General features: G+C 45.1%; 20 protein-coding genes and 2 pseudogenes. 5 read left to right on the plus strand and 17 right to left on the minus strand.

Annotation, left to right across the window (positions count from 1 at the left end; genetic code table 11):
- Positions 1-6: 6 nt before the first annotated feature.
- Entirely contained in the window at positions 7-2,007 is a 2,001-nt protein-coding gene (locus tag ACIFQM_RS01665) for a methyl-accepting chemotaxis protein (protein ID WP_430040092.1), read from the minus strand.
- Between the two features lie 443 nt (positions 2,008-2,450).
- Positions 2,451-3,926 carry a protein adenylyltransferase SelO gene (locus ACIFQM_RS01670; RefSeq protein WP_430040090.1) on the minus strand — a complete coding sequence of 492 codons (1,476 nt, stop codon included), beginning with the start codon at positions 3,924-3,926 and terminating at the stop codon, positions 2,451-2,453.
- Between the two features lie 618 nt (positions 3,927-4,544).
- Between ACIFQM_RS01670 and ACIFQM_RS01675 the strand changes: the two genes are divergently transcribed.
- Complete coding sequence (locus tag ACIFQM_RS01675; RefSeq protein ID WP_430064931.1) at positions 4,545-5,210, plus strand: MBL fold metallo-hydrolase; 666 nt, start codon at positions 4,545-4,547, stop codon at positions 5,208-5,210.
- Positions 5,211-5,345: 135 nt separating this feature from the next.
- Here the strand turns inward: ACIFQM_RS01675 and ACIFQM_RS01680 are convergent, their stop codons facing one another.
- The 11 genes from ACIFQM_RS01680 to ACIFQM_RS01730 all read right to left on the minus strand — a co-directional run bounded on the left by ACIFQM_RS01680 (position 5,346) and on the right by ACIFQM_RS01730 (position 17,224).
- Positions 5,346-5,762 (minus strand): hypothetical protein, encoded by a 417-nt coding sequence (locus ACIFQM_RS01680; RefSeq protein ID WP_430040086.1) that lies wholly within the window; start codon positions 5,760-5,762, stop codon positions 5,346-5,348.
- Positions 5,763-5,802: 40 nt separating this feature from the next.
- Positions 5,803-6,513, minus strand: coding sequence for an EndoU domain-containing protein (locus ACIFQM_RS01685; protein ID WP_430064933.1), 711 nt, complete (start codon positions 6,511-6,513; stop codon positions 5,803-5,805).
- Between the two features lie 347 nt (positions 6,514-6,860).
- The gene (locus tag ACIFQM_RS01690; RefSeq protein ID WP_137063106.1) at positions 6,861-7,139 is read right to left on the minus strand and encodes a DUF6809 family protein; all 279 of its coding nucleotides are present in this window, start codon (positions 7,137-7,139) and stop codon (positions 6,861-6,863) included.
- A 678-nt stretch (positions 7,140-7,817) separates the two neighbouring features.
- Complete coding sequence (locus ACIFQM_RS01695) at positions 7,818-8,213, minus strand: SRPBCC family protein (RefSeq protein WP_430040145.1); 396 nt, start codon at positions 8,211-8,213, stop codon at positions 7,818-7,820.
- A 182-nt stretch (positions 8,214-8,395) separates the two neighbouring features.
- Positions 8,396-9,874: an Lsa family ABC-F type ribosomal protection protein gene (locus ACIFQM_RS01700; RefSeq protein ID WP_430040082.1), complete on the minus strand. Its 1,479-nt coding sequence runs from the start codon at positions 9,872-9,874 to the stop codon at positions 8,396-8,398.
- A gap of 363 nt (positions 9,875-10,237) precedes the next feature.
- A complete protein-coding gene (locus ACIFQM_RS01705; RefSeq protein ID WP_430040080.1) occupies positions 10,238-11,179 on the minus strand; it encodes an alpha/beta fold hydrolase in 942 nt (313 codons plus the stop codon).
- A gap of 305 nt (positions 11,180-11,484) precedes the next feature.
- Entirely contained in the window at positions 11,485-12,852 is a 1,368-nt protein-coding gene (locus ACIFQM_RS01710) for a sensor histidine kinase (protein WP_430040078.1), read from the minus strand.
- Positions 12,849-13,523: a response regulator transcription factor gene (locus ACIFQM_RS01715; RefSeq protein WP_430040076.1), complete on the minus strand. Its 675-nt coding sequence runs from the start codon at positions 13,521-13,523 to the stop codon at positions 12,849-12,851. Before ACIFQM_RS01715 ends, ACIFQM_RS01710 begins: the two co-directional genes overlap by 4 nt.
- A 231-nt stretch (positions 13,524-13,754) precedes the next feature.
- Complete coding sequence (gene ggt / locus ACIFQM_RS01720; RefSeq protein WP_430040074.1) at positions 13,755-15,335, minus strand: gamma-glutamyltransferase; 1,581 nt, start codon at positions 15,333-15,335, stop codon at positions 13,755-13,757.
- Positions 15,336-15,406: 71 nt separating this feature from the next.
- Positions 15,407-15,970 (minus strand): creatininase family protein, encoded by a 564-nt coding sequence (locus ACIFQM_RS01725; RefSeq protein WP_430040072.1) that lies wholly within the window; start codon positions 15,968-15,970, stop codon positions 15,407-15,409.
- 57 nt (positions 15,971-16,027) lie between these two features.
- The gene (locus ACIFQM_RS01730; protein WP_430040143.1) at positions 16,028-17,224 is read right to left on the minus strand and encodes an amidase; all 1,197 of its coding nucleotides are present in this window, start codon (positions 17,222-17,224) and stop codon (positions 16,028-16,030) included.
- A 277-nt stretch (positions 17,225-17,501) separates the two neighbouring features.
- Here ACIFQM_RS01730 and ACIFQM_RS01735 point away from each other — a divergent pair, with 277 nt between their 5' ends.
- A complete protein-coding gene (locus tag ACIFQM_RS01735; RefSeq protein WP_430040141.1) occupies positions 17,502-18,056 on the plus strand; it encodes a PucR family transcriptional regulator ligand-binding domain-containing protein in 555 nt (184 codons plus the stop codon).
- Positions 18,057-18,359: 303 nt separating this feature from the next.
- Here the strand turns inward: ACIFQM_RS01735 and ACIFQM_RS01740 are convergent, their stop codons facing one another.
- The 3 genes and pseudogenes from ACIFQM_RS01740 to ACIFQM_RS01750 form a co-directional block, all read right to left on the minus strand.
- The gene (locus ACIFQM_RS01740) at positions 18,360-19,424 is read right to left on the minus strand and encodes a Gfo/Idh/MocA family protein (protein WP_430047237.1); all 1,065 of its coding nucleotides are present in this window, start codon (positions 19,422-19,424) and stop codon (positions 18,360-18,362) included.
- Positions 19,425-19,556: 132 nt separating this feature from the next.
- Positions 19,557-20,428, minus strand: a pseudogene (locus ACIFQM_RS01745) (ROK family protein).
- A gap of 139 nt (positions 20,429-20,567) precedes the next feature.
- On the minus strand, positions 20,568-20,747 hold the full coding sequence (locus tag ACIFQM_RS01750; protein WP_430040068.1) for an MFS transporter: 180 nt from the start codon (positions 20,745-20,747) through the stop codon (positions 20,568-20,570).
- A gap of 700 nt (positions 20,748-21,447) precedes the next feature.
- Between ACIFQM_RS01750 and ACIFQM_RS01755 the strand changes: the two genes are divergently transcribed.
- Positions 21,448-22,059: a helix-turn-helix domain-containing protein gene (locus ACIFQM_RS01755; RefSeq protein ID WP_430047234.1), complete on the plus strand. Its 612-nt coding sequence runs from the start codon at positions 21,448-21,450 to the stop codon at positions 22,057-22,059.
- Between the two features lie 71 nt (positions 22,060-22,130).
- Here the strand turns inward: ACIFQM_RS01755 and ACIFQM_RS01760 are convergent, their stop codons facing one another.
- Positions 22,131-22,274, minus strand: coding sequence for a stalk domain-containing protein (locus ACIFQM_RS01760; RefSeq protein ID WP_430040137.1), 144 nt, complete (start codon positions 22,272-22,274; stop codon positions 22,131-22,133).
- A gap of 228 nt (positions 22,275-22,502) precedes the next feature.
- On the opposite strand from ACIFQM_RS01760, the gene ACIFQM_RS01765 reads away from it, so the two are divergent.
- Entirely contained in the window at positions 22,503-22,859 is a 357-nt protein-coding gene (locus tag ACIFQM_RS01765; protein WP_430040065.1) for an SDR family NAD(P)-dependent oxidoreductase, read from the plus strand.
- Positions 22,847-23,002 (plus strand): annotated as a pseudogene (locus ACIFQM_RS01770) (Tn3 family transposase); the annotation flags it as partial. The gene ACIFQM_RS01765 and the pseudogene ACIFQM_RS01770, both read left to right, overlap by 13 nt.
- Between the last annotated feature and the right edge of the window lie 123 nt (positions 23,003-23,125).

Below are 23,125 nucleotides of genomic sequence, written 5' to 3' on the forward strand. Positions count from 1 at the left end.
TACGTTTTAATATTTGAAACGACTGATCATCGACTTCAGCTCAGCAGCCATTGTTGATAGCTGCTGGGCTGAGGCTGATATTTCCTCCATGGAAGCCAGCTGCTCTTGCGAGGAAGCGGCGACTTCCTCAGATGTAGCGGCATTACCGGTTGCAATTGTCGCCAGTTCGTTGGCTGTCGCTGCAATCTCTTGTACACTCGCTGATATCTGTTGTGCAATCGCAGCGACCTCCTCCACCTGAGGTGTGGTCTCCCGAATGCCTTCCATCGCGTCTCCCAGCTTGACAATGGTTTCTTTGGAAATCTGCAGCCCATTCTGAACCTCAGTCGTAACACGGTTCATTGTCTGAACCGTGGTTTCCGTTTCATGCTGAACTTCGGCAATCAATGTGGCAATCTGTGTTGCAGATTCCTGCGATTGCTCTGCCAGCTTGCGCACCTCATCAGCAACGATGGCAAAGCCCTTGCCATGATCACCTGCTCTAGCCGCCTCAATCGCTGCATTCAAGGCCAGCAGGTTCGTCTGATTGGATAGTTCACCAATAACCTTGGTAATTTCACCGATTTCCTGAGAGCGGGCTTGCAAGGCTTGAATCATTTGGTTAGATTGCTCTACCGAATCGTGAATCGAATTCATTTGTTCGCCTGTTTGCTCTACGGATTTCCGTCCTTCCTCTGCTTGTAAAGAGGATCGTCTGGCCAAATCGGCTACCGAGATTGAGCGTTCCGCAATTTGTGTGACTCCCTGTGCAATTTCATCAAGGGCTACTGAGTTATTTTCCAGGCCTGTAGTCTGCTTCTCTGCTCCACTGGCAATTTCCTGAACAGCCTGTGATACCTGCTCACTTGCAGCACTGGTTTGTTCTGCGCTTACCGTTAGCTCGTTCGAGGATCTAGCGACATGATCTGCACTTTCCCCTACGTTCTGAATGACAGATCGCAAATTATCCTGCATGTTTCGGAAAGCCAGTCCCAATTGTCCAATCTCATCCTCACTCTTCACTTGAATGTCCTGCGTCAGATCCCCTGCGCTCACATTAACCGCTTGCTCCTTCAATTTTAAAATAGGTTTGATGATGGAACGAATCAGGAAATAGACAATGATTATACCCACCATAAGACACCCGACGACTGTAAGCAAGGTGCTGATCAAAATCGGCTGTGCTGCTTCATCCACTTCAGATAAATACAGCGTTCCGCCTATCTTCCAGCCTGTCAGCTTGTTGGTCGCATAGTTCATATATTTGGACTGACCTTCATACTGATACTCGTATTCACCAGCGTCTTTCTCATACATGCGTGATTCAATATCTGCAATTTTGCTGCCTGGCTCCTTCGTCGGATGAACAATGTAAGTGCGCTCACTGTCCAGCAATATGGCATAACCTTCACGACCTACTTTAATCTTGTTCAGTGTCTCCTTAATACCACTAACTTTCAGATCGATGCCAATAACACCCGAACCATCCGTCGTGGCTCTGGACACCGTAACCGTCATTTGCTTGGAGGATGCGGAGAGATAGGGCGTACTAATCGCTGTTTTTGCTTGTTCCTTTATGGACTGCTCATACCAGGATCTGACTCGGGGATCATAATTATCCGGTAATTCCTTCTGTGGATAGATTGTATATTTACCATCCTTCGTTCCATAATAAATGGATTCCGTTTCAGGATGGAGTGCAATATATTGCTTAAAGAATTCTTCCAAATTCGCCGCTTGTTCCTCCGTCTCCACCAGGTTGCCTTTTAGCCTTTCAGCGAAATATTCTGCATCATGCACCTTGGGTGAAATGGCGCTATCAATAATATAATTAGTGCGGATAATGGCCTGCTCGGCGCTATCTTCAATCTGCGCTTGAATCTCATGACTGGCGCTTACAAATGATAGAGCCCCAACAATGATAGACGGTATTATCAAAAAAGCAATAAAAGCGACCATCAGCTTCGTTTTAAAATTATTGCTGAGCATCCTTCCCACGTGCCATGGCTTTCCTGCAAACTTCTTCATTAGTCAACATCTCCAATTCATAGTCTGGATTACTTGCATATTGTGAACCGCTTCGCTTTGCCAATGATTGTTCACTCGACAAATTAACTTCCCCTTTTCCGTTCTTTATCATCTCCCTCTAAAACACTTCGACAAAAAAAGATATTAACACGACAACGAATAGGTATATGTACTTAGTTTTGAATGAAGAAAGGCTCCTTGGAACCGATTCCCTAATATAATATACCTAAAAACTATTAAAAAAAATGCACTAAACATGTTAAGCAAATATTAGTTTTAACTCACTATACCTACCTCTAAATATGAAATAATCCCCTTGAGGTTGGCATACATAAGGTCATTTTCCGAAAATCACCATATGCTTGTTACCCCAAGGGGATTAAATTTGTTTTATTTTAGGTTAATCAATTCAGTTAAGTACATGCCCTTTTAAAGTTTCCAAATCAGGTACCGCAAAAGGTTCGATAAGGAAGGGTGGATACCTCAGGCAGTGTTGAGTAATCAGCCTGTTCGGGAGAGTACGCGTAAGGATTCGCAAGAACTCCAAGAAACCGCTCCATCACACTGTAGTCTTCTTGTTTGACCGCCGCTTCCAGTGCTTCTTCTACCCGGTGGTTGCGTGGGATTAACGCAGGATTACTGCTGCGCATCAGTTGTTGCGAAGAGGCTTTCGTTTCCTGCTGTCTACCCAGTCTCGCCTGCCACTGTTCATGCCACTGGACAAATTCCTCAGTGCCATACAGGGCTGCACCTTCAAGCTTGTCCAAAGTTAGGGCACGGAAGGTATTGGTGTAGTCCGCACGATACTTTTGCATAATACTGAGAAGGCCTTCAATAATAGATAGATCCTGCAACTCTTCATTAAAAATACCCAGCTTCGCCCTCATTCCCATGAGCCAATTACGGTTATACATCTCGGTAAAATCTGCAATTGCATCCTCGGCCAGTTTTATAGCCTGTGCCTCGTTGTCATGCAGCAGCGGCAGGAGGGTCTCAGCAAATCTCGCCAGATTCCAAGCGGCAATACTGGGCTGATTGCCATAGGCATAACGGCCCTGAACGTCAATGGAACTGAATACCGTCTCAGGATCATAGGTATCCAGGAAGGCGCAAGGACCATAATCAATCGTTTCTCCGCTGAGGGCCATATTGTCGGTGTTCATCACCCCGTGAATAAAGCCGACGAGCTGCCATTTGGCAATCAGCTCTGCCTGACGTTTGATCACTTCTTGTAGCAAGAAAAGATAACGGTTCTCGTCACCGTAAGCCTCCAGATAATGTCTTTGCAATGTGTAATCTGCCAGGGCCCGGAGATCCTGGGAATTGCCCAATGCTGCGACGTATTGAAAGGTTCCGACGCGCAGATGACTGGCCGCCACACGAGTCAGAACGGCACCCGGCTGCTTGGTTTCCCGGATTAATGACTCACCGGTTGTAACCACCGCCAAGCTGCGGGTGGTAGCAATGCCAAGCGCATGCATAGCTTCACTGATGATATATTCGCGCAGCATCGGTCCAAGTCCCGCCCGGCCATCGCCCCTGCGGGAGTATGGAGTTCTGCCTGAACCCTTAAGCTGAATATCCACCCGCTCGCCCAGGGGAGTGATCTGTTCGCCAAGTAGCACTGCCCGGCCGTCTCCTAACATGTTAAAATGCCCGAATTGATGTCCTGCATAAGCTTGAGCAAGAGGTACAGCACCTTCGGGAACCTCGTTGCCTGCAAGAACCGCAGCGCTACCATTGCTTCGCAGCGCTGCGCCGTTCAACCCAAGAGATTTTGCCAGCGGGTCATTAAGAATGACCCGTTTCGGTAAACGTACAGGAGTTGGCTTGAGCCTTGTATACAATGTTTCCGGCAGATGAGTATAACTGTTGTCGAAGTTCCACCCTGTATCTTCTATTTCTTTTTTCTCCGTCATAATATCTCCTTTTACTTTTAAATTGTCTTCACTCGACGAATTACTTCATGGGTTCCTTTTATTTAGGCGATGGCACCGGGCAAGCTAAAGTTATTTCGAGTATCAATTGTTATAATAGCACACCGTTTGAAGTTTGGATTTGTATACTTACCCAACACTGACTCGCCTTCATTTGGGATAAATACCCATATTACGCATTGGTAATTTTAATGAAGTGTATATAATTGATCTCGCCCCCTTCAATGAAAACAAGTGAAAATGAAGACTGGATCACCTCCAGGATATGAGGAACAACAAGCCCCAGCCGTGACCTCTGATTGTTAGAGTATGATCGATAGTGCAAGAACTTATGTCATGGCTAAGCAAAAAGAGGCTGTCTCTCTTTGCTGAAAGAACTCTGCACAGGGGACGGTCTCTTTTTCTTTGTGTTCCTCTTTGTAGCCGACTAGCACAAATTCAACAAGAATTAATCAATGAGACTTCCATTGCAATCTCCGTATCTTTTTGTGGTCTCAGTACGTTTACAAAGAGAAATCAACCGAAACAGGAAAGTGGTGGATAAATAAGTTTTCGAGCAAAATACTGTATGTATCATTTCATTTAACGGAGGCTGATATTGTGGAAATTTCAAAGGGAGTAGCAATGCTTCATCTAGATTTTCATGGGAATATGATTCACCCCATTCTTTTGTGGGATCGAGAAATGGCTGTTTTAATAGACACAGGATTCCCAGGGCAAATTGAAGATTTACGCGTGGCCATGGAAAAGGTAGGCGTGTCGTTCGACAAACTAAAAGCTGTGATTTTGACGCATCAGGATGTGGATCATATAGGAAGTATTCCCGAGATTTTGCAGGAGTGTGGCCATAATATTAAAGTATATGCACACGAACTGGATAAGCCGTATATTCAGGGGGAGATCCCTCTTTTAAAAGATGGTCACCTTGAGAATCCCCCGAAGGGCAAAGTGGACGATACCTTAATAGATGGTCAGGAACTGCCGTTTTGCGGCAGGATTCGCGTCATCCATACGCCTGGGCATACTCCCGGTCATATCAGCCTTTATTTAAGGCAAAGTAAGACTCTTATTGCCGGGGATTCGATGTACAGTGTAAACGGGATTCTCGGGGGAATTCATGTCCCGACCACACCGGATATGAATGCCGCTCGTCTCTCATTGAAAAAGTATTTAGATCTCGACATTGCATCCGTGGTTTGTTATCACGGGGGGTTAAGTAATGTAAATGTGAATGATCAGATATTAGGACTTAGCCAAGGATTATGAAGTTAAAGTTTCAAGTGTTGGTTATCAATCAGCAAGTAAAAACCGACTCCAATTATGGGGTCGGTTTAGTTCATTCGTTTTACCCGTTACTCAACGGAGAAGTCCATTTAAAAGTCTTTAAAATCAAATGGCTCATTATGAATTTAATCTCGTTATAAAATCCTCTAACATCTTCTTAGAGACAATACCCGCTTTTGGAAGCAGATCATTTATACGATTCAATATGGACGGTTTGTCTAGTATCATTTGTTTGCTTTCTTGGGTTGTAAAGCTTCTTAGAGTATCTATGCATATTTCAAATAGTTCCTCATCTTCAGTACTTAGTAATGATAATAGAATTTCCAGTTCATACCTGTTGCAAGAAGTATCCAAACAATAAGCAAGTTTTTTCTGCCATTCTAGCGGTCTATTATGCACAATAATTAATAGTTCCTGCCAATCTTTTGAACTGAACTTTGATAGCTTTTCAGATGCCATAACGCACCCTACATCATACCAAAAATCAGTAGTATGCTGGTATTCTGTTATAAATTCATCTAAATCTGTATACAATTTAGTTTCCTCCATTAAATTAATTAATGAGCCATATTATTTAGTTAAAACCTGGTGTGTGAACACCACCTGTAGAAAAACCTGAGATTACTTTATTTCCATCTTTCATTACCTCTATTTCGATCCCATTTATTGTACTTCTGTGAAGAGTTATCCCATCTCGTGTTCCAATACTTGGGCTATCTTCAACTTTTTTTATAGCATTAATAATAGCATCATCAGACCATGTATTTGGAAATAATGTGCTTGTTTTAATTTTTGACAGATTTCCATCTGGAAATTGCGTTGTGTATTTAACCCTTCTTGTGCCATCAGTATTAACTACTATTTCTTCAACTGCATAGTTAGGATTTCCGTTGTTTATCTTTGGAGAGTGACCACCTATAATAGTAATATTCTTTACATAACTGGTGTTGCCATTTTTAAAATCAGCCTTTGAAATTCTATTTGATCCAGATTTGATCTTAAAACCTTTATTGATTTTAACACAACCACCACTAAGATTTCTAATCCCCATAAAACTAGAAAATACACTACTGACAATAAGAGATTTCGCGTGCCATTCAGATAGTTTTTCTCCCGTCCATGGATTATACCCTTGTTTGAACGCTTCAATTTGCACCAAGTTAATATCCACATCTTCTGATTCGTTATCTAGTTTAATGTCTCCATTTTTAAGTGCTTCATTATAGGCCATAGTTGCTTTGGCTGCTTCTTGATCAGTAACACCATTCTTGCTGAGAATCCACATATTTCCTACAATTTTTTTGTCATATTCATCATAATCATAAGCTGGCTTATCTTGCTCTACTCCTAATTGTTATAAGAATAAGAAGACTTAATCCCTATGACTTATATTTATCAAATACAGCTCCCTCTTAATTATAAAAAAGCACCTCTTTAACTCCTCATATTCAGCTGAATAATCGTGAAAATATATCTTATTTCAGTTATATGATCATAAAATTATAAGACGAATCAATCTCTTGCAATATGTTTGATTCACAAGTACATGATGAGTTTGAAACAACAACCTCACATAAATAAGCCGGTACGCTATTGCGTCCGGCCTTTCTTTTTACTTTACAAAGGTGTACCTTAGTTTCGATAATTTCTCCCATCAAATATTTCTAACATCATCAAAGCTCCAGTTTTGTACCCAGAAATATAATCAGAAGCAGATAATATAGAAATTAGAACATCATTTAAATCCGATAGTTCTTCAATTAATTTATAGTCGTGTTCTGGTAATCTTGCTTTTAGATTTTCCATAGAAGCGGATATTTTCTGATGGGTTAGTTCAAGCTCAGGGTTTTTCGTCCTGATTCGTTCACTTGGATACCATTCGCCATAATATAAATCCTCCAAGATACTCATATTCATCTTCTCCTTCTTGATATAAGCTTTCTGTAAATTTCGGATTCGTAGATGCATTTTGTTCCTCAAAATAAGAATATCCTATTGGAAATATCAATATTGATTTTTAGCGAATATTTCACTATGAATAATTGAAAGACTAGTGACCAATTTCCATCACACAAGCACAGACTATTTACTAAATAGAACGAACCAAAAAAAGCCCTACCCCGCAGGGTAGAACTCTAAAGCAATACAACCATCTCACATGAGCATTTTTCGCTCCACAATCATATGATCCTATAGTCCGTTCGGCATCTTCCGCTCCAGCAACAATTCATCTGGATATCCAATTGATAGGGCATCGAAATGGGTTCCGTCACAGCAAACTCGGAGTAGTCGGTAATGTAAACCTGATTTTGCTTTACCGCAGGCATTTCCTGCCACCACTTCATACTGCAAAGACGCTCATAACGCTCGGGATCATTAACTGAACTTCATAAGTTCAAAGCGACAGACCAAGATGAGAAAATAAAGTCTTAATCACTACAACTATAGTAATTAACTCATCATGTAAAAACAGATCACTTGATGGGCATATAGATACCATTAGTGATCTGTTTTATGATGTTGGGCTATTTCACTATCGTACTCATTAATTTAGCATTGGGGAAGTAGATGCTTTAGTACCCAATGCGGTTATTGTTCCAACACCTTTTCAAACTCGCCGAACCAATTACTCCAACCATACTTAGCACCTGCGAGTGCTTGATCATTTGAGATTCCGGTTTGTTCGAGATGAAGGTTAACCTTTCCGTCCCCTAAATCCTGCAGCGTCCAGGTGACCGTGTGCTTCTCTCCGCTTTCCCAAGTATAGGACAACCGGTTTGGTGCGTCCACGATAAGCACTTCGCCGTCAATAATTCCATTCCACCATTCGGTCGGCTGCGTGCGAAACTGAAAATGGTGTCCTACGACGGGCTTAAAATCATTTTCCATGACCCACTTGGCAAGCTTGCTTGAATCGGTTAAGGCGGACCAAACCTTCTCGATCGATGTCGTGAACTGAAAATCCAAGGATAATGTTAAACTCATTCTTCTTCCTCCTCTAATAGTTGGTTTAAGCGCAACATATTCGTACTCCTGGTTGTTCTCGCTCACAACACCCTCTCCTAAATATTATTACCAAGGGACAGCCGTTAATTCACACTTCCTTAAAGGATGCGGCTCTTCGGACGTAGCGCCCACGAGGCGAGAACTCCTTAAATACTCCCTGGTCAAAGCTCAACCATCTTTGTTGCGACATTGTTGCAGAACTCGCTGTCATGTTCCACAAAAAGTATCGTTGGCGAATACTCCAGTAGCAGTTCTTCAATTTGCATACGGGAAATGACATCGATGAAATTCAGCGGCTCATCCCAAATATGCAGATGAACCTGCTCGCTCAGGCTTTTGGCAATCAGCACCTTCTTCTTCTGGCCGCCGCTATAAGCGGATAGATCCTTCTCGAATTGCACTCTGGAGAAATCAAGCTTTCTCAGAATAGATTTGAAAAGGCTCTCGTCAATCCCATTGTCCCGGGCGTAATCTGTCAGACTGCCCTGCAAATGCGAGGTATCTTGGGACACGTAGGATATTTTTAGCTGACTGTCCTTTGTGAAGCTGCCAGTGTAGTCTATATCCACGCCGCAGATGAGTTTGAGGATACTTGATTTTCCGGAGCCATTTTTACCCGAAAGCGCGATTCGCTCCCCCTGTTCAATCGTAAAACTCACGTCTGCACAAACCTGCTTTTCTCCATAAAATATAGAGACCTGTTCAAGCTCAGCAAGCACATTTTTATGATAAGCAAGCTGTGAGATTTCCAGGGTGTTCGAGCTTTCTATATTTTTCAGCAGTTTGGACTTTTCGGTAATCGCCGATTGCTGTCTTTGCTCAATGGATTTAGAATGCTTCATCATCTTGGCAGCCTTATGACCAATATAGCCTTTGTCTACCTTGGAGCCGGAATTTCTGGTTCCGTTTTTGGTTTTTTCCACTTCGTGAGACCAGTTCCCCGTACGCTTGGAAGAATCCGATAGGCGCTTAATGTCTTTTCTAAGCTTCTCGTTCTGTGCAAATTCAAAGTTATCCTGTCTCTTCTTATTCACCCACCAGCTGGAAAAATCACCTTTTTGAATCTCAATATTAGCTTTGTTGATGGACAGGATGTGATCCACACAGTTATCCAGAAAGGATCTGTCGTGAGAAACCAGAATATATCCGCTTTTGGCATTCAGATAATTACTGACCCATTTTCTGGCATTCATGTCCAGATGATTCGTAGGCTCATCGATCAACAGAAAGCTGTTTTCCTTAATAAACAAGGCGGCCAGGAGCACTTTCGTCTGCTCACCGTTTGACAAAGAAGCAAATGGACGATATAGAACGTCTTCATCAACCTTCAGCAACGAGAGCTCACGCATGAATTGCCAGTGAACATAGTCCGGAAAGATTTCGTTGATTACATCCAGCGTATGATTATTCTTGTTTGGCACAGGATACGGAAAGTATTCAAAATTGACATTAGCAGAGATAGCTCCACTGTATTCATGTTTGCCGAGCAGTAACTGAAGAAATGTGGTCTTCCCTCTTCCGTTCCTTCCCGTAAACCCCAGCTTCCAATCGGTGTCGATCTGAAAATTCACGTTTTCGAATATGTTATCGTAGCTGCCCTCATAGGCAAACGTCAGGTTGGTAACATTAATTAATGACATCAAGTTGTCCTCCTGTAAAAAAAATAAAAGCCGCAAGAAAGTTAATTTCTCGCAGCTCAAATAGATACAGAAAAACCAGCCTCCCAATGGAAGGCAGATGATTAAGGACCTAACGTTTGAGTGAAAAGAAAATGTAACTTTCTTGCTTATAAAGCAATAAAACATGCGAAACCAATCGTACTAAATGTTTTATTAGTTTATAGATCAGCAAGAAAATCCTACATTATCCTTCTCAACCCCAATCATTAAAGTAAATGTATATTACCATACCATTTTATTGAACACAACTCCTCAACATGATACCATGTGGACTTTTTTGAGTGTCTACTTGAAGAGGATATGAAGGTGCCTTTTTCATCGCACTTATTTTATTCCTTGCATAAATGCCCTGAAGTTCTCAACGATTTCCTTTGATCTGGTATGGTGCAAATAATGTCCTCCTTCAAATGTCATCACTTTGCCATGTACAGAATTTTTGACTTGCTCTTCATGCAGTGGTAACCAACCTTTAATATCCGTATTATTCGCTTGTAAAAAGAATATAACGGGAAGATTTTTGGGGAACGTTAAATTTTCAGCTGCTGTAAAATTAGAAGAAATATGCTCCATTTCATTCAAAGTCGTGGTATTATTGCCATTTTTATTCGAAATCATTCTCATTTGTTCTTTGGTTTGATCATCAAATGATAATGAAGCATATGGGTCACCACTTAGATTCTTGATCAATCTTAAAAGACCTGATTTTTTAAGAAATTCAAACGTTTTTATTGGGAATTTAACATCCATTCCACCTTGTGTTGGAACACTGCTATCAATTCCGACAAATGCACTCACTTCGTTAGGATATTTGTTCACATAATCCAGTCCGTAAATGCCCGCAATGGAATGGCCCATTAGCGTGTAACGGTTAATATTAAGCTGCTGTAAAGCTTCATGAATTTCACTTACAATATTCTCAGTGCTTCGCTCTTTGTCGGTTCCATCACTTAATCCATAACCGAAAGGCTCGATCACGACAACTTTGTAAAATGGTGATAATTCATCTACTAGTAGCTTAAAATCAAGAGCTGGTGCTGCTGTTCCATAACCAGGCAGGAGCACGACTGTTTCTTTGCCTTCTCCTTGAATGGTAGCATTCATATGTTTCCCATCTACAGGTACTAACTGGCCATAGGGTTCTATTTTTCCTTGCTCCGATTTGTTGGAGATCATATTAACGATAAAAACAATGGCTAGAAAAAGCACTATGGCTATGGCTATAACTCCCACGGATTTAAGTATAATGGTAAATATTTTTTTCATCATTTATGCACGAGGGGTTTGAGCGACGTTTGAAGCTCGTTATCTACCTGTACTCGTGCCTACCCTCCTTTTTATGACCTCTCTGTGTTCCACTCTCATCTTCTCCTACCTCATTTGTTTATTCGGCTACTTTAAAATGTGCCGTTAAGGACAAGCTTATACGACGAAGATGTACTCCCTATGACGACAATATGAACGGAGTATGAACAAGCAAAAAAATGCTGCGGCGTCACATGCAAGGAAGCGTGCACATGATGCCGTAGCATGAGAATGCAGTTAGACCATTCGAATGGTGCATATGAATTGAACTAATCTGTCGGCGCTGTGATTGGCAAGATGACAATGAAGGTCGTTCCTCGGCCAGGCTCGCTTTCCACTCGGATGTCGCCTTGATGAAGCGATACGATCTGTTTAACGATGGCAAGTCCCATACCGCTACCACCATACTTGCGACTGTGGGAACGATCGGCCTTAAAAAACCGTTCAAATATACGCTTCTGATCCTCGGTGGAAATACCAATGCCCGTATCGGATATTCGGACTGTCACATTTTTGATATCTTGCTTGATGCTGACGTTAATTATGCTGCCATCCATGGAAAATTTGATGCTATTGCCAATGATGTTCGTCCATACCTGGTTTAATAGATCGTGATCAGCCATGAATTGAACGGCTTTCAAATGGAGGTCGAAACGTATGTTGCGAGCCGACCATTGCGGCTGGATCGCCACGATGACTCGTCTGATCTGTTCATCAAGGCTGAAGGTGATGAGCCGCAGTTGCCGGGACTGTGATTCAAGCAAACTTAACTTGAGCAGGCTATCGCTCATCTTGGACATTCGTCCTGCTTCAGCGATGATAATATCGAGATAACGACTTCGCTCGTGATCTGCAATGTCCACTTGTTTGAGCGCCAAAGCATAACCGGATATGGAGGTGAGCGGCGACTGAACTTCGTGCGACACGTTCGATACAAATTCCTTGCGCATCTGTTCAAGTTGCTGCAGATCGTGCATCATTTCTTCGAAGCTGCGAGCCAAGGTGCCTAGCTCACCCTTTTGCTTAATATTCAGCTTTACGTTGAAATCTCCAGCTGCTATTCGCTTGGTCGCTGTTGTCAGCTTTTTGATCGGCCTGATCAGGAATACAGCGGCAATCAGGATCAATAAGCTTCCTGCAATCAGCGAATAGGTCAAAAAAGAAAGTAACCATTTTACGGTAAAAGAGGAGGAAGGAGATGTGAGCGGCTCCACAAACATCGCTTTCGTGCCCATTTCCGTTTTTAATGGCAGTCCCAAAAAGTTCGTTGCAACCGTACTCGGATTGACTTGAACCACTTCTCCACCCAATACCTTCTTTACTTGATCCATCGTCACCGTAGCAGGATTTTGTCCGTTAAGCGTTCCGTAAGACTGGAACTGACCTGTTTCATCGAAAATTCGAATATGATAGGAATCGAGTTGTTTCATTCCACTTACGAACAAGTTCGCTTCACGTAACGGAATGGTTTCGTAAACCCGGACGATGTCCTGACCAAAGTTAAGTAAGGTGGTGTGCAAATTTTCGTTCAATTTTTCCTCAAACACCCAAAATGTAATTAAAAAAGCAATGATTGTGCCCGCGATGACGGAGACCAGAAATGTCAGAACAACACGTATATATAAGGATCTGATCATTCGTAAATCTCAAGCCGGTAGCCAAGCCCGCGCACGGTTTCGATTCGAAAATCGGTTGTAGTGGCGAAACGTTCACGCAGACGTTTAATATGTACGTCTATCGTTCGATCATCTCCAGCGTAATCAATCCCCCAGATTTGATCAATCAACTGCTCACGCGTATAGACTTGCCCGGGTGTTCCAGCGAGCTTATACAGCAATTCGAACTCCTTGAGCGGTAACGTGAGCGACTCCGTCCCTCTCATCACCTTATAGGTCTGCCGATCAAGGATGACGTTGCCGAACTGGATCGTTTGCGTGGAGCCAATCCGATATCGTTTCAGTAGTGCCCTAACACGAACTGTCAATTCCAGTGGATCAAATGGTTTCGTCAAATAATCATCTGTCCCCAGTTCAAAACCTTTCACTTTCTCCCATGTTTCGCCTTTCGCAGTCAGCATAAGTAAGGGAAGATCAGGATTGGCTCTTCTGAGCTCCTTGCATAACGTCCAACCATCCATAATCGGCATCATAATATCGAGCACGACAAGATCGACATGCGCTGAGGAGTAGACGGTCAGTGCTTCCTTGCCGTCCGCGGCTTCGAGCGTTGTGAATCCGTCGTTCCTTAGAAATAAACAGACAAGTTCACGAATGTTCGCATCATCGTCAGCAACCAGTATAGTAGGCATCCGTTCCCTCTTTCCCTGTTTTCCATCCATATTGAAGTAACCATTATACTATAAATAAAATTGAATTCCCCCTATTCTCCCTATAATCTTACAGTGTTATTCCTACTGGTATCCGCGTGCCTCAGGAGACAAAGTGACAGCAAAAAACACCCTGATGAAGGAAAGAAAACAGTTCCTCCCCGATCAGGGTGTTTTAAATGTGTACTGTTAGGGCCATGCCCCGTTTCTGGATCACCAGCCGATGGCCGCTCCATCGCAACGGGGGTCCGTGCCACCGATCCGAAAGCCGCTGTCATCAATCAAAATGGCATGCGCGTGCCCCATGGCTCCGGCAAAATCCTCAACCGGTTTTACCGCGTGCCCGGCCAACTTCAAACGACGCTGCACTTCTTCGGCGATCCGGCCTTCCAGTCTCAGCTCTTGCGTTTCTTCCCCCCAGGTTCGGCCCCACACCCAGCGCGGTTCATGCACGGCGGTCTGCGGGTCCATGCCGTAATCGACCATGCGGGTCAGCAGCGCGGTCTGCGTCTGCGGCTGGCCTTCCCCTCCCTGGGTGCCATATAAAATATACGGCTTCCCATTGCGGCAGACCATTGCCGGCATCAGCGTATGAAATGTTCTCTTGTCCGGTTCAAGCCTGTTCACATGTGACGGATCAAGGGAAAAGAAAGAGCCACGGTTCTGCAGCAGAATGCCCGTATCTCCTCCTATCACCGCCGAGCCGAATTCAAAATACAAGCTTTGTATAAAGGAGACGGCATTGCCATCTGCGTCTACTACCGCCGCATACGCCGTATCATTGCCTATCGGCTGTGTATCCATCGGCAGGGAGCGGTCCATATAGATGCAGGCTGCCAGATCCGCGCTGTAGGACTTGGACAGCAGACGATCCAGAGGAATGGAGGAAAATCGCGGGTCTGTCAAATACCGGTTGCGGTCGCGGAAGCTCAGCTTCAGCGCCTCCACAAGCAAGTGATAGTACTCAAAGGAACCGTGCTCTATACTGCCCAAATCAAACTGTTCGAGAATATGAAGCGCCATAATGCCGGTAAATCCCTGTGAGTTCGGTGGGACCTGGTAAAGATCCAGACCACGATAGCTCCCCTTGATCGGCTCCACCCATTCACCTCTGTACCTCGCAAAATCCTCCAGCGTCAGCAGACCGCCCTGCTCCGCAAGTGAGCGAACAATCTCCTGACCAACATTGCCTGAATAAAATACATCCCGACCGTGATCCGCAAGCTGCTGCAGGCTGCCTCCCAAAGCAGCCTGCACAAAGCGGCTACCCTGCTCGGGGACCTTCCCTCCGGGCAGATAGATGGCAGCCGTCTGCGGATAATCCTCCAGCACCTCGAAGCGCTCAGCCGTATTGACATGCTGGTTCGGCGACAGTGGGAAGCCTTCCAGCGCATAGTGGATCGCGGGCTCAAGTACCTCTGCCAGCGTCTTCGAGCCATATTCGCGCAGTACGGCATCCCAGCCGTCCACCATGCCCGGCACGGTAATGACGCTGCGCGGTCCCCGCAGCGGGATGGCGGATTCGCCCGCAAAGCAGGCGGCTGTAACCCGGCTGCCCGAACGGCCGCTCGCATTATAGGCCCTGACTTTTTCCTCCTGGCTGCTATAGGTCAGCCAGAAGGAATCGCCACCCAGTCCCGTCATATGTGGGTATACGACGGCAAGACAGGCGCTCACCGCCACGGCGGCATCAAAAGCGTTGCCTCCCTGCTGCAAAATACGCGATCCGGCTGAGCTTGCCAAATAATGAGGGCTGACAACCATCGTCTGTGTTCCTGTAATCGATGCAACCATTATGCCCCCACTTCCTCTCCCCTTTATAACTGACAAATCAATTCTGTTTGATGCCGTTAGTTTATGCGGCCTTACGCATATGCCTGAGCTGCATGCAGAACGGACTGCCAGCCGCCGTGAATTCCATATTCCAGTTCCTCGGGAGACAGAAGGTCCTCCGCCACATTCAGACTGCTTGGACTGAGATAGAAAACCATCATGCCCGTTCTGATCCGGATTTCCCATGATACGGTATTCAGCAAATCCACGTTGCCGCCATGTGTATTAAACAGCAGCAGCTTGCGAAAACTGCTGGCTTTCAGACTTTCTGCAATGTCCAGCATTATGGCATGCAGCGTACTCGCAGACAAGGAAATGGTGCCCGGCAGCCCGATATGCTCATTGCTTTTGCCATACGAGATCGGAGGCAGCAACCAAATCTCCTTATCCGGCCGCACGCGCTCCAGCGTTTGTGTTAATGTCGCCTCTGCAATCAAAGTATCCGTATATACAGGCAGATGGGGTCCATGCTGCTCCACAGCTCCGACCGGCAGAATAACCAGCGCCTTCTCCTTTGGCAGTTCTTTGACCTGTTTGCTTGTCAGACGGGGCAAAAAGCGCTCCTCCCATACCGTTCCTTCATATCGTTGAAACATAACTGACACTCTTTCTTCTGCGGTTTTGATATTCTTTTCATATGGCTTAATGGCTTCTTATACATCGAGCGATGATTTTATCCTTGTTACTGCCGGAACAAGGGATGCGGCCCATTCCAGCAGACGCCGATCCTGTCCCGGGCCAGCGATGAGGGAAATACCAATCGGGCAGCCCAGTACCTCGGCAGCGGGGATCGTAAGCTGCGGCAAGCCCGACAAGCCGGCAATGCAGGTCAATCGCATCGTTTGCACTCTTCGTTCTTCAATGAGCGGCCCGATCAGCCCCAGCTTCGGGGCCGCTCCGGTAGTTGTCGGTATCACAAGCACCGCATCCGTTCCGAGCAGGTCAGCCATGTGCTTGCGCACCTCAAGCCGGTGTCCTGCTTCCTTCTCCTGATCGGCACGTTCAATGGTCCCTGCCCAGGAGAAACGTCCGGCTATATCCGGTCCGAAGACTGGCTGCTCACGTTCAATCCAGACCCCATGCTCCTGCCATATTTCGTAGCCCTGGATCGTCCTGAACATGGCCATCCATTCAGGCAGACCCTGTGGGGCGATGCGAACAGCTTCATGGCTCTCAGCCAAGCCGCACAGCAACTCCAGCCAAGTGGTAAGCGCCTCTTGGCTCTCCGTGTCAGCCAGCTTCCAGGCATCCTCACCGATCAGTACACGGCTAAAGCCGGAACCCGAGGCTGTCTGTGGCAGAAGCACTTCACCTACCCGGCGCAGCGTCTCCAGATCACGCGCCATCCAGCCAACGGTGTCGAAACTAGCGGCGAGCGGAATAACGCCTTTCTCGGAGACAATGCCATGCGTCGGACGCATTCCATAAATTCCGCAGTACGAAGACGGCACACGTACCGATCCTCCCGTATCCGTTCCAAGGGAAAAATCGGCAAGCCCTGCGGCGACGGCAACCGCCGATCCGCTGGATGAACCACCAGGGATACGATCCGGGGCCTTCGGATTCACCGGTGTTCCGTAATGGACATTTTCACCGTTCAGGCTGAACATCAGCTCATCCGTATGAGTCGCGCCCGTTAGACGCGCCCCCTCCTGCAACAGCAGGCTGACCGCTTCCGCGTGCGCCGCCGCCGGGCTGTGTTTCTCCAGCCAACACGGATTGCCCGCGCCGTTCGTATAATTACGGACAGCAAACACATCCTTGACCATAAAGCTGAGTCCGCTCAGCATTCCCTGTCCTGTCGGTTCAACTATCAACTGGTTGACAACAGCGTTCCATTGATCTTCCATCAAGTCATCCCCTCCCTTCCGCTCACCCTTCCAGAGGAGCCTGCTCTTCCGGTGCATTTCCCTCTTTACGGGCCGCTGCCCGTTCAGCTCCTCCACCAGCCAGGTGGAATCAGCAACGAAGCCATAGCATTGCTTGATATTGTATAAGGTGTTGTGTCCTATCATAAAGCCAAACAATATGAATGTAAATATTGCTAACACAATTTTGGTTTTTAATCTAACAATTCAGGCTTTTTTTTGGTTTTAAAATAGGATTAACAGTATATCATGTTAATTTATATTACATTGTAAAGGTAAAAAGGGGACTTTCCGAACGATCAGTTCCATTAATTTGATGGATGCGCCGGATGTGATCAATTGGATAAAAGAAGGGGAGTTGCTGCTGACTACAGCTTATGCGATCAGGGATTCCCCCGAGGAATTTGTAAATTTGCTGCAAAAGCTGAAGAAGCTGGTTGATTTTGCGATGCAGGCAGATGAGTACACCCATTATTTTCAAACCATCACAAGCATTTTGGGGCGTCCAGTTGCCATCGTCACCTCTGAGGGACAGACCTTGTATAACGTGATAAGCTGTTCCGAAACGGAGCTGTTGAGCGATTGGCCCTGGCATCAGGACCATCGGTTTTATAAGGCTGCAAACAACCTGTTGTATCGGGCCCACCTGCTGAAAAACGGAAAATCATACGGTTACTTGCTGGTTCAAACCGAAAATCTGCTGGAAGCACATGATATGGAGGGTATTTTTCACCAGGCTGCCGTTATTCTTTCCTATCATCTGGAGGTCATCCGGAATCAGAAACATCTGCGGCAGGCAGTCGCCTTGGAGTGACCATGGAGCGTTACTTGAAGGGATACGCCTCTCGGAAGACGGTGCTTGAATTTGCCGAAGCGTTGGAAAGCACATTGTGGAACATTTCCTACGTTTAGGCATTTAATACCGTAATCGGTCCCTTACTTTGGGGGATGTTTAAGTGGAATTATTCACCAAAAAGAGGTTTTTTCGCTCTCCTCATTTTGGTGAATAGTCTAGTTTTAACATTCCATGAGAAACTTTATAATTCATATTTTTACATGTCATCAAAATATAGTATCCTATATTTCTTACTTATGGCAAATCGAAAATAGAGCTGATTTAAATCGTTCTTCGAATCACGCTTTTGGTTGCTGCCGCCTCAAAAATCGTCTCAATCAGTACCAGCACACGATGCACTTCTTCGCTTTTGATCGCAAGCTCTGCTTTTCCTTCGATAGCGGAGACAAAATTTTCATAAAAACTTTCTGCTGCCACAGGTATTTTCTCAATCGGGAACTTCAGGGTAGATTCCTCTGACGGCGGCGCCATCGTTTTCGTCAATCCTTGACCTGCTTGAATCGGTTTTGGTTCCACATGAGCAACATCCGGGTTTCGGGTGACGATCTCTCCACTCAAGTCCCAATCCCTGATCACTGCGGTACCCTCGGTTCCTTTAATATACCAACGCGGTAGCTTAACGTAATTGGTCGTACCCACTTCAATGACCGCTGTCAGGCCGTCCTTGAACTCAATAAAGCTGGTAAAGCCGTCATCCACTTCAGTTCCCAAAATATAGCTTAACTTAGCAGCTACGCTTTCTATTTGGCTGTCCGTAATCTGAAGCAGTTGGTCCAACAGATGCACTCCCCAATCCAGTAACATTCCTCCACCATACGCCTTCAGTTGCCGCCAGTCACCTGGAATGCCGTTAGCCCCCTGAACCCGCGATTCCAGTTGGAAAAGCTCGCCCACGGTCTTCTTGCCGATCATATCTTTGATCATTCGGAAGTCTTCATCCCATCGGCGGTTCTGATGTACCGTAAACACGCGGTTTTCTTTCTTCGCCACCTCGACAATATCCAAGAAATCCGCGCTCGTTATCGTAACCGGCTTTTCACAAATGACATGTTTTCCGGCTTGCAGTGCTTGGATCGCTATTTCTTTATGAACATCATTAGGCGTTGCTATCAAAACAATATCCACGGCCTGATCAGCCAGAACGGCATCCAGACTTTCGTAGGCTTTATAGCCGGCAGCGGCAGCCAGTTCCATCCGGTAATCGACAATATCATATACACCGCCAATGGCAAGCTGCTGAATAGGCTCGATTAATTGAACATGGTAGCTTCCCATACCTCCATAACCGATAATGACTACATTATATATCCGATTGTCCATTTTCATTTTCCTTTCACTCCTGTTTTAAGCCTACCACATATCAAGTGGTTGCTCGCGGATCGAAATCAACTACAGATGGTTACTACACGATTATACCCTTCTTCGACCGACATCATAGGGTCTTCAGCTTGTCTGACTTTAAGAATTGACGAGCTTTTCCTTACTGACAAAATAATGATACAGCGCCCCATACAGGTTGGCGTCGTTGCGGAATGGGCAGGCTACCACCTTGGGATTTGCGATATGCAGAGGATTGGCCTCTTTTACGTCGGCGGGCTGCGCGCTGATTCCGCCCCCGATCGCGATAACCTCGGGGTCCAGAATGTACTGCAAATTTAATATTTGAATCGCCAGAACAGGCAGTATTCATCAAAAATCGCATTGGCCTCTGCGTCCCCTTGCAAAATATATTCAAATATCACTTCTCCGTCAGCGGAATTGACTTTCTTGATTTCGGCAATACGGCGGATCATGTTGACCGCAGAGCAATCCAGTCCAAAGAACTGTCCCGTCTTAGTTACGGGATTGAATTGATGCATAACATAGCTGACTTCTCCGGCGGAGAGATTGACCCTGCGGTGAAGCTTACCGTCAATGATAATCCCGCCGCCAATCCCGCTTCCGAGAATTAACACCACGGAATCTTTGGCGTTTTTCACGCTTCCAAGCCAGAGTTCGGCCAGAGCCGCGCTCTTTCCGTCATTTTCGACGAAAGCGTCTATTCCGTATCTTTGTTCAATTTCCTGTTTTAAATTGACCTCGTGCAGAAAAGGCAGAGAACCGCCATGGTAGATAACGCCGAGAGCCGCATCAACCGTTCCCGGGCAGCTAAAGGCAATTCCCTTAACCGCAGACAAATCATGCCCATCTATAATGGAACACAATTTATCCATAAATCCTGCCAAATGTACTCTAGGTGTTGATTGCTTGCCTTTAGTCATGATCGTTCCAGCTGAATCCATCAGCGCATATTTTATAAAGGTGCCTCCTATATCGAGTGCAAGATACATAAGCATTCTCCTATCCTGTCATCTTTATCTGAGTGGATTATTGACAGCCGCATACAGCACGTTCGCCGGAAGCGCTTAATTCTGGCCCCATAAAGAGCAGTATGGAAACGATTGCAAAAGGAAAGCTGGACCAGAGAATCTAGGGTCTTGATTTCCCCCATTTTGTATTGGTCCTGTCAATCAGTACCCCGAAGATCGGGCTGTCGATCATGTCGACGAATCTGGCGATTAGCATCAGCGTACCGACCGCAGCCGCCCCGAGTCCATACATGTCCGTAAAGTAAAAGGTCAAATAGGTCGTAATAACTGTGTAAATCAAGTTGGAACCCGCATCCCCTAAACCGTAACTTACTTTCTCCCAACAAAGACAATTTCTGATTTGAGCTTACAGCCTGCTTACCCTTCTTCAGTTCTGCTTCTAGCACTGCTATTTTACTCCCCCCTAAAAGCGTTTTCAAATCTTCTTAACATTAGAGCTTGATTAGAACCTTGCTCCAACTTGGAAAGCGTTTTATTTGTTTACAGTTTAAATATATTTGTTCATGATTTATGGTATTATGTAAGGAAAAGTTGTATTTTTATAATTTTTTTATGGAGAGGAACACCATGAACCCATCTCGATGTGACCTAGAAACCCTCTGCAAGCTCGTCTATAACGCGACCCATATTCCGATCTTCTATATAAAAAAAGGCTAGGAAAGCTCCCAGACCTTCAGCAATAACTATTCTTCTCTGATGATCTGGGAGACACTACCCCAGACATTGATTGACCACTTATTCTCCCTGAATTTGAGCAAGCCGGTCCATCTGGTTTATATCAATAACCGTGAGGACATTATTGCCATGCTCCCCCATCCTTAAATAAGGTCAAACCGGATAACGAGAACCTGAATCCTTCCCTAATCTCTGAATTGATTGAACTCAAAATTATCAAGCAGCGGGAGAACAGCGATTACCACAGCTCCTTTCTGGCCGAGAGGAAGATCTGGGAGCATCTTAAAACCGGGAATATTGAAAAAATGCTGTATTACATGAAGCTGCATTCCGAGGAAGGCAACTACGGAACCTTGTCCAAAAAAGACTCCTTGCGGAACAAGAAAAATCTCCTGATTACGGCAGTCACCCTGGCGACCCGAGCGGCCATCGAGGGCGGACTCTACCCGGAAATTTCCTATAACCTGAGCGATGCCTATATCCAGCATATCGAAGAGCTAAAGAAGATCGATTCCATCACTAAGATGCTGGAAGAGATTTTGCCCGATTTTGCCGAACGGGTCACCAAAGCCAACCGCTCCAGCTTCTCAAAGACGATCCTGCTATGCCAGGACTATATATTCAACCACCTGCATGAACACTTGATGCTGGAATCCTTGGCCAAGCAGCTACGGATCAGCCCCTCCTATCTGTCCAACAAGTTTAAGGAAGAGACGGGGGAGACCCTAAAAGCCTATATACAGCGCCAAAAAATCGAAGAGGCCAAGAATCTCATTGTTTACTCCGACCTATCAATTAGCCAAATCTATTCCCTGCTCAACTTTCACGATCAAAGCTATTTCACCAAGGTATTCAAAAAAATCACGGGCCTGACTCCCAAGCAGTATAAGAATAATTTGGTTATTCAGCAGAGTTGAATAAAAGAGAACGAAACCACGCAAAAGCTGACAACCGATATTACACCCGTTCTTCATATAGAATTTCGGTTTTACTCAACCGTATCTACAACGGCCATATATTCATCAGGCTTCCATGTTATCGTAGCCCTTAAAGCTTCGGTTATGAATCTTAACGGTACGTATGTTGAATTCCCGCCGAAGATGTAAGCATTGCAATCTGTTCTCAATAACACAAGAACGTATTTCGTCAAAATATAAGATCATTTATACATTGTTATCTGCTGTATTTTTCATTTTTTCAGACATATAGACCTTTTTGGGGTCACCTCACGAAACGGAAAAAATCATACGCTAAGCAATTCATTACATGAAAAAACCGAACCCTTTATTTTACACTATTGACATAGAGTAAACTCTAGACATTAGAATGAAAAACAACTTATGATTAGGGGGATTTATAAATGAAAACAATATTTATTACAGGTGCATCTACAGGGCTAGGGAAAGCGACGGCCATGTATTTCGCTGAACAAGGATGGAACGTCGCTGCAACCATGCGATCCCCGGAAAAAGAAACAGAACTTCTTAAGTATAATAATGTTCTTGTGACTCGTATGGACGTCCAGCAGCCAGAAACCATCCACCGTGCTATAAGTGAAGCCGTAGAACGCTTCGGGCAAATAGACGTACTTATAAACAATGCTGGCTATGGAGCAGTAGGGATTTTTGAAGCAGCTACCGAAAAACAAATTCACAACCAGTTTGACGTAAATGTTTTTGGGTTAATGCGTGTGACGCAAGCCCTACCGCCTCTCTGATGCTTAGAAAGTTGGGCAGTTATCCACGTCAGAACGGGCTAGCTATGGCGCTTCGGGAATTAGGACGTATCGAGCGCACGCTTTTCACGCTGGATGGGCTGCAAGATGTTGAGCTACGCCGCCGGGTACAGGTTGGCCTGAGTCCTCCGCATACTTTGTAATTTATCGGATTCCACTTATTTGGACTGAAGTTGATTCAAGTATTCCAGATACATCTCTTTAAAAGTAGCTTCTTTTTCCAAATCGATGAGCACTTCCAGCCTTTT

Origin of the sequence: Paenibacillus sp. NRS-1782 (genome assembly GCF_050467685.1) — a bacterium.
Classification (GTDB): Bacteria; Bacillota; Bacilli; order Paenibacillales; family Paenibacillaceae; genus Paenibacillus; species Paenibacillus terrae_A.

Excerpts from the sequence above, each read along its gene's own strand:
- ACIFQM_RS01740 (WP_430047237.1), bottom strand. The coding sequence starts at position 19,424 with ATGAAAATGGACAATCGGATATATAATGTAGTCATTATCGGTTATGGA.
- ACIFQM_RS01695 (WP_430040145.1), bottom strand. The coding sequence starts at position 8,213 with ATGAGTTTAACATTATCCTTGGATTTTCAGTTCACGACATCGATCGAG.
- ACIFQM_RS01725 (WP_430040072.1), bottom strand. The coding sequence starts at position 15,970 with ATGTTTCAACGATATGAAGGAACGGTATGGGAGGAGCGCTTTTTGCCC.
- ACIFQM_RS01730 (WP_430040143.1), bottom strand. The coding sequence starts at position 17,224 with ATGGAAGATCAATGGAACGCTGTTGTCAACCAGTTGATAGTTGAACCG.
- ACIFQM_RS01765 (WP_430040065.1), top strand. The coding sequence starts at position 22,503 with ATGAAAACAATATTTATTACAGGTGCATCTACAGGGCTAGGGAAAGCG.
- ACIFQM_RS01665 (WP_430040092.1), bottom strand. The coding sequence starts at position 2,007 with ATGAAGAAGTTTGCAGGAAAGCCATGGCACGTGGGAAGGATGCTCAGC.
- ACIFQM_RS01755 (WP_430047234.1), top strand. The coding sequence starts at position 21,448 with ATGCTGTATTACATGAAGCTGCATTCCGAGGAAGGCAACTACGGAACC.
- ACIFQM_RS01685 (WP_430064933.1), bottom strand. The coding sequence starts at position 6,513 with ATGTGGATTCTCAGCAAGAATGGTGTTACTGATCAAGAAGCAGCCAAA.
- ACIFQM_RS01710 (WP_430040078.1), bottom strand. The coding sequence starts at position 12,852 with ATGATCAGATCCTTATATATACGTGTTGTTCTGACATTTCTGGTCTCC.
- ACIFQM_RS01690 (WP_137063106.1), bottom strand. The coding sequence starts at position 7,139 with ATGAGTATCTTGGAGGATTTATATTATGGCGAATGGTATCCAAGTGAA.
- ggt (WP_430040074.1), bottom strand. The coding sequence starts at position 15,335 with ATGGTTGCATCGATTACAGGAACACAGACGATGGTTGTCAGCCCTCAT.
- ACIFQM_RS01705 (WP_430040080.1), bottom strand. The coding sequence starts at position 11,179 with ATGATGAAAAAAATATTTACCATTATACTTAAATCCGTGGGAGTTATA.
- ACIFQM_RS01700 (WP_430040082.1), bottom strand. The coding sequence starts at position 9,874 with ATGTCATTAATTAATGTTACCAACCTGACGTTTGCCTATGAGGGCAGC.
- ACIFQM_RS01670 (WP_430040090.1), bottom strand. The coding sequence starts at position 3,926 with ATGACGGAGAAAAAAGAAATAGAAGATACAGGGTGGAACTTCGACAAC.
- ACIFQM_RS01715 (WP_430040076.1), bottom strand. The coding sequence starts at position 13,523 with ATGCCTACTATACTGGTTGCTGACGATGATGCGAACATTCGTGAACTT.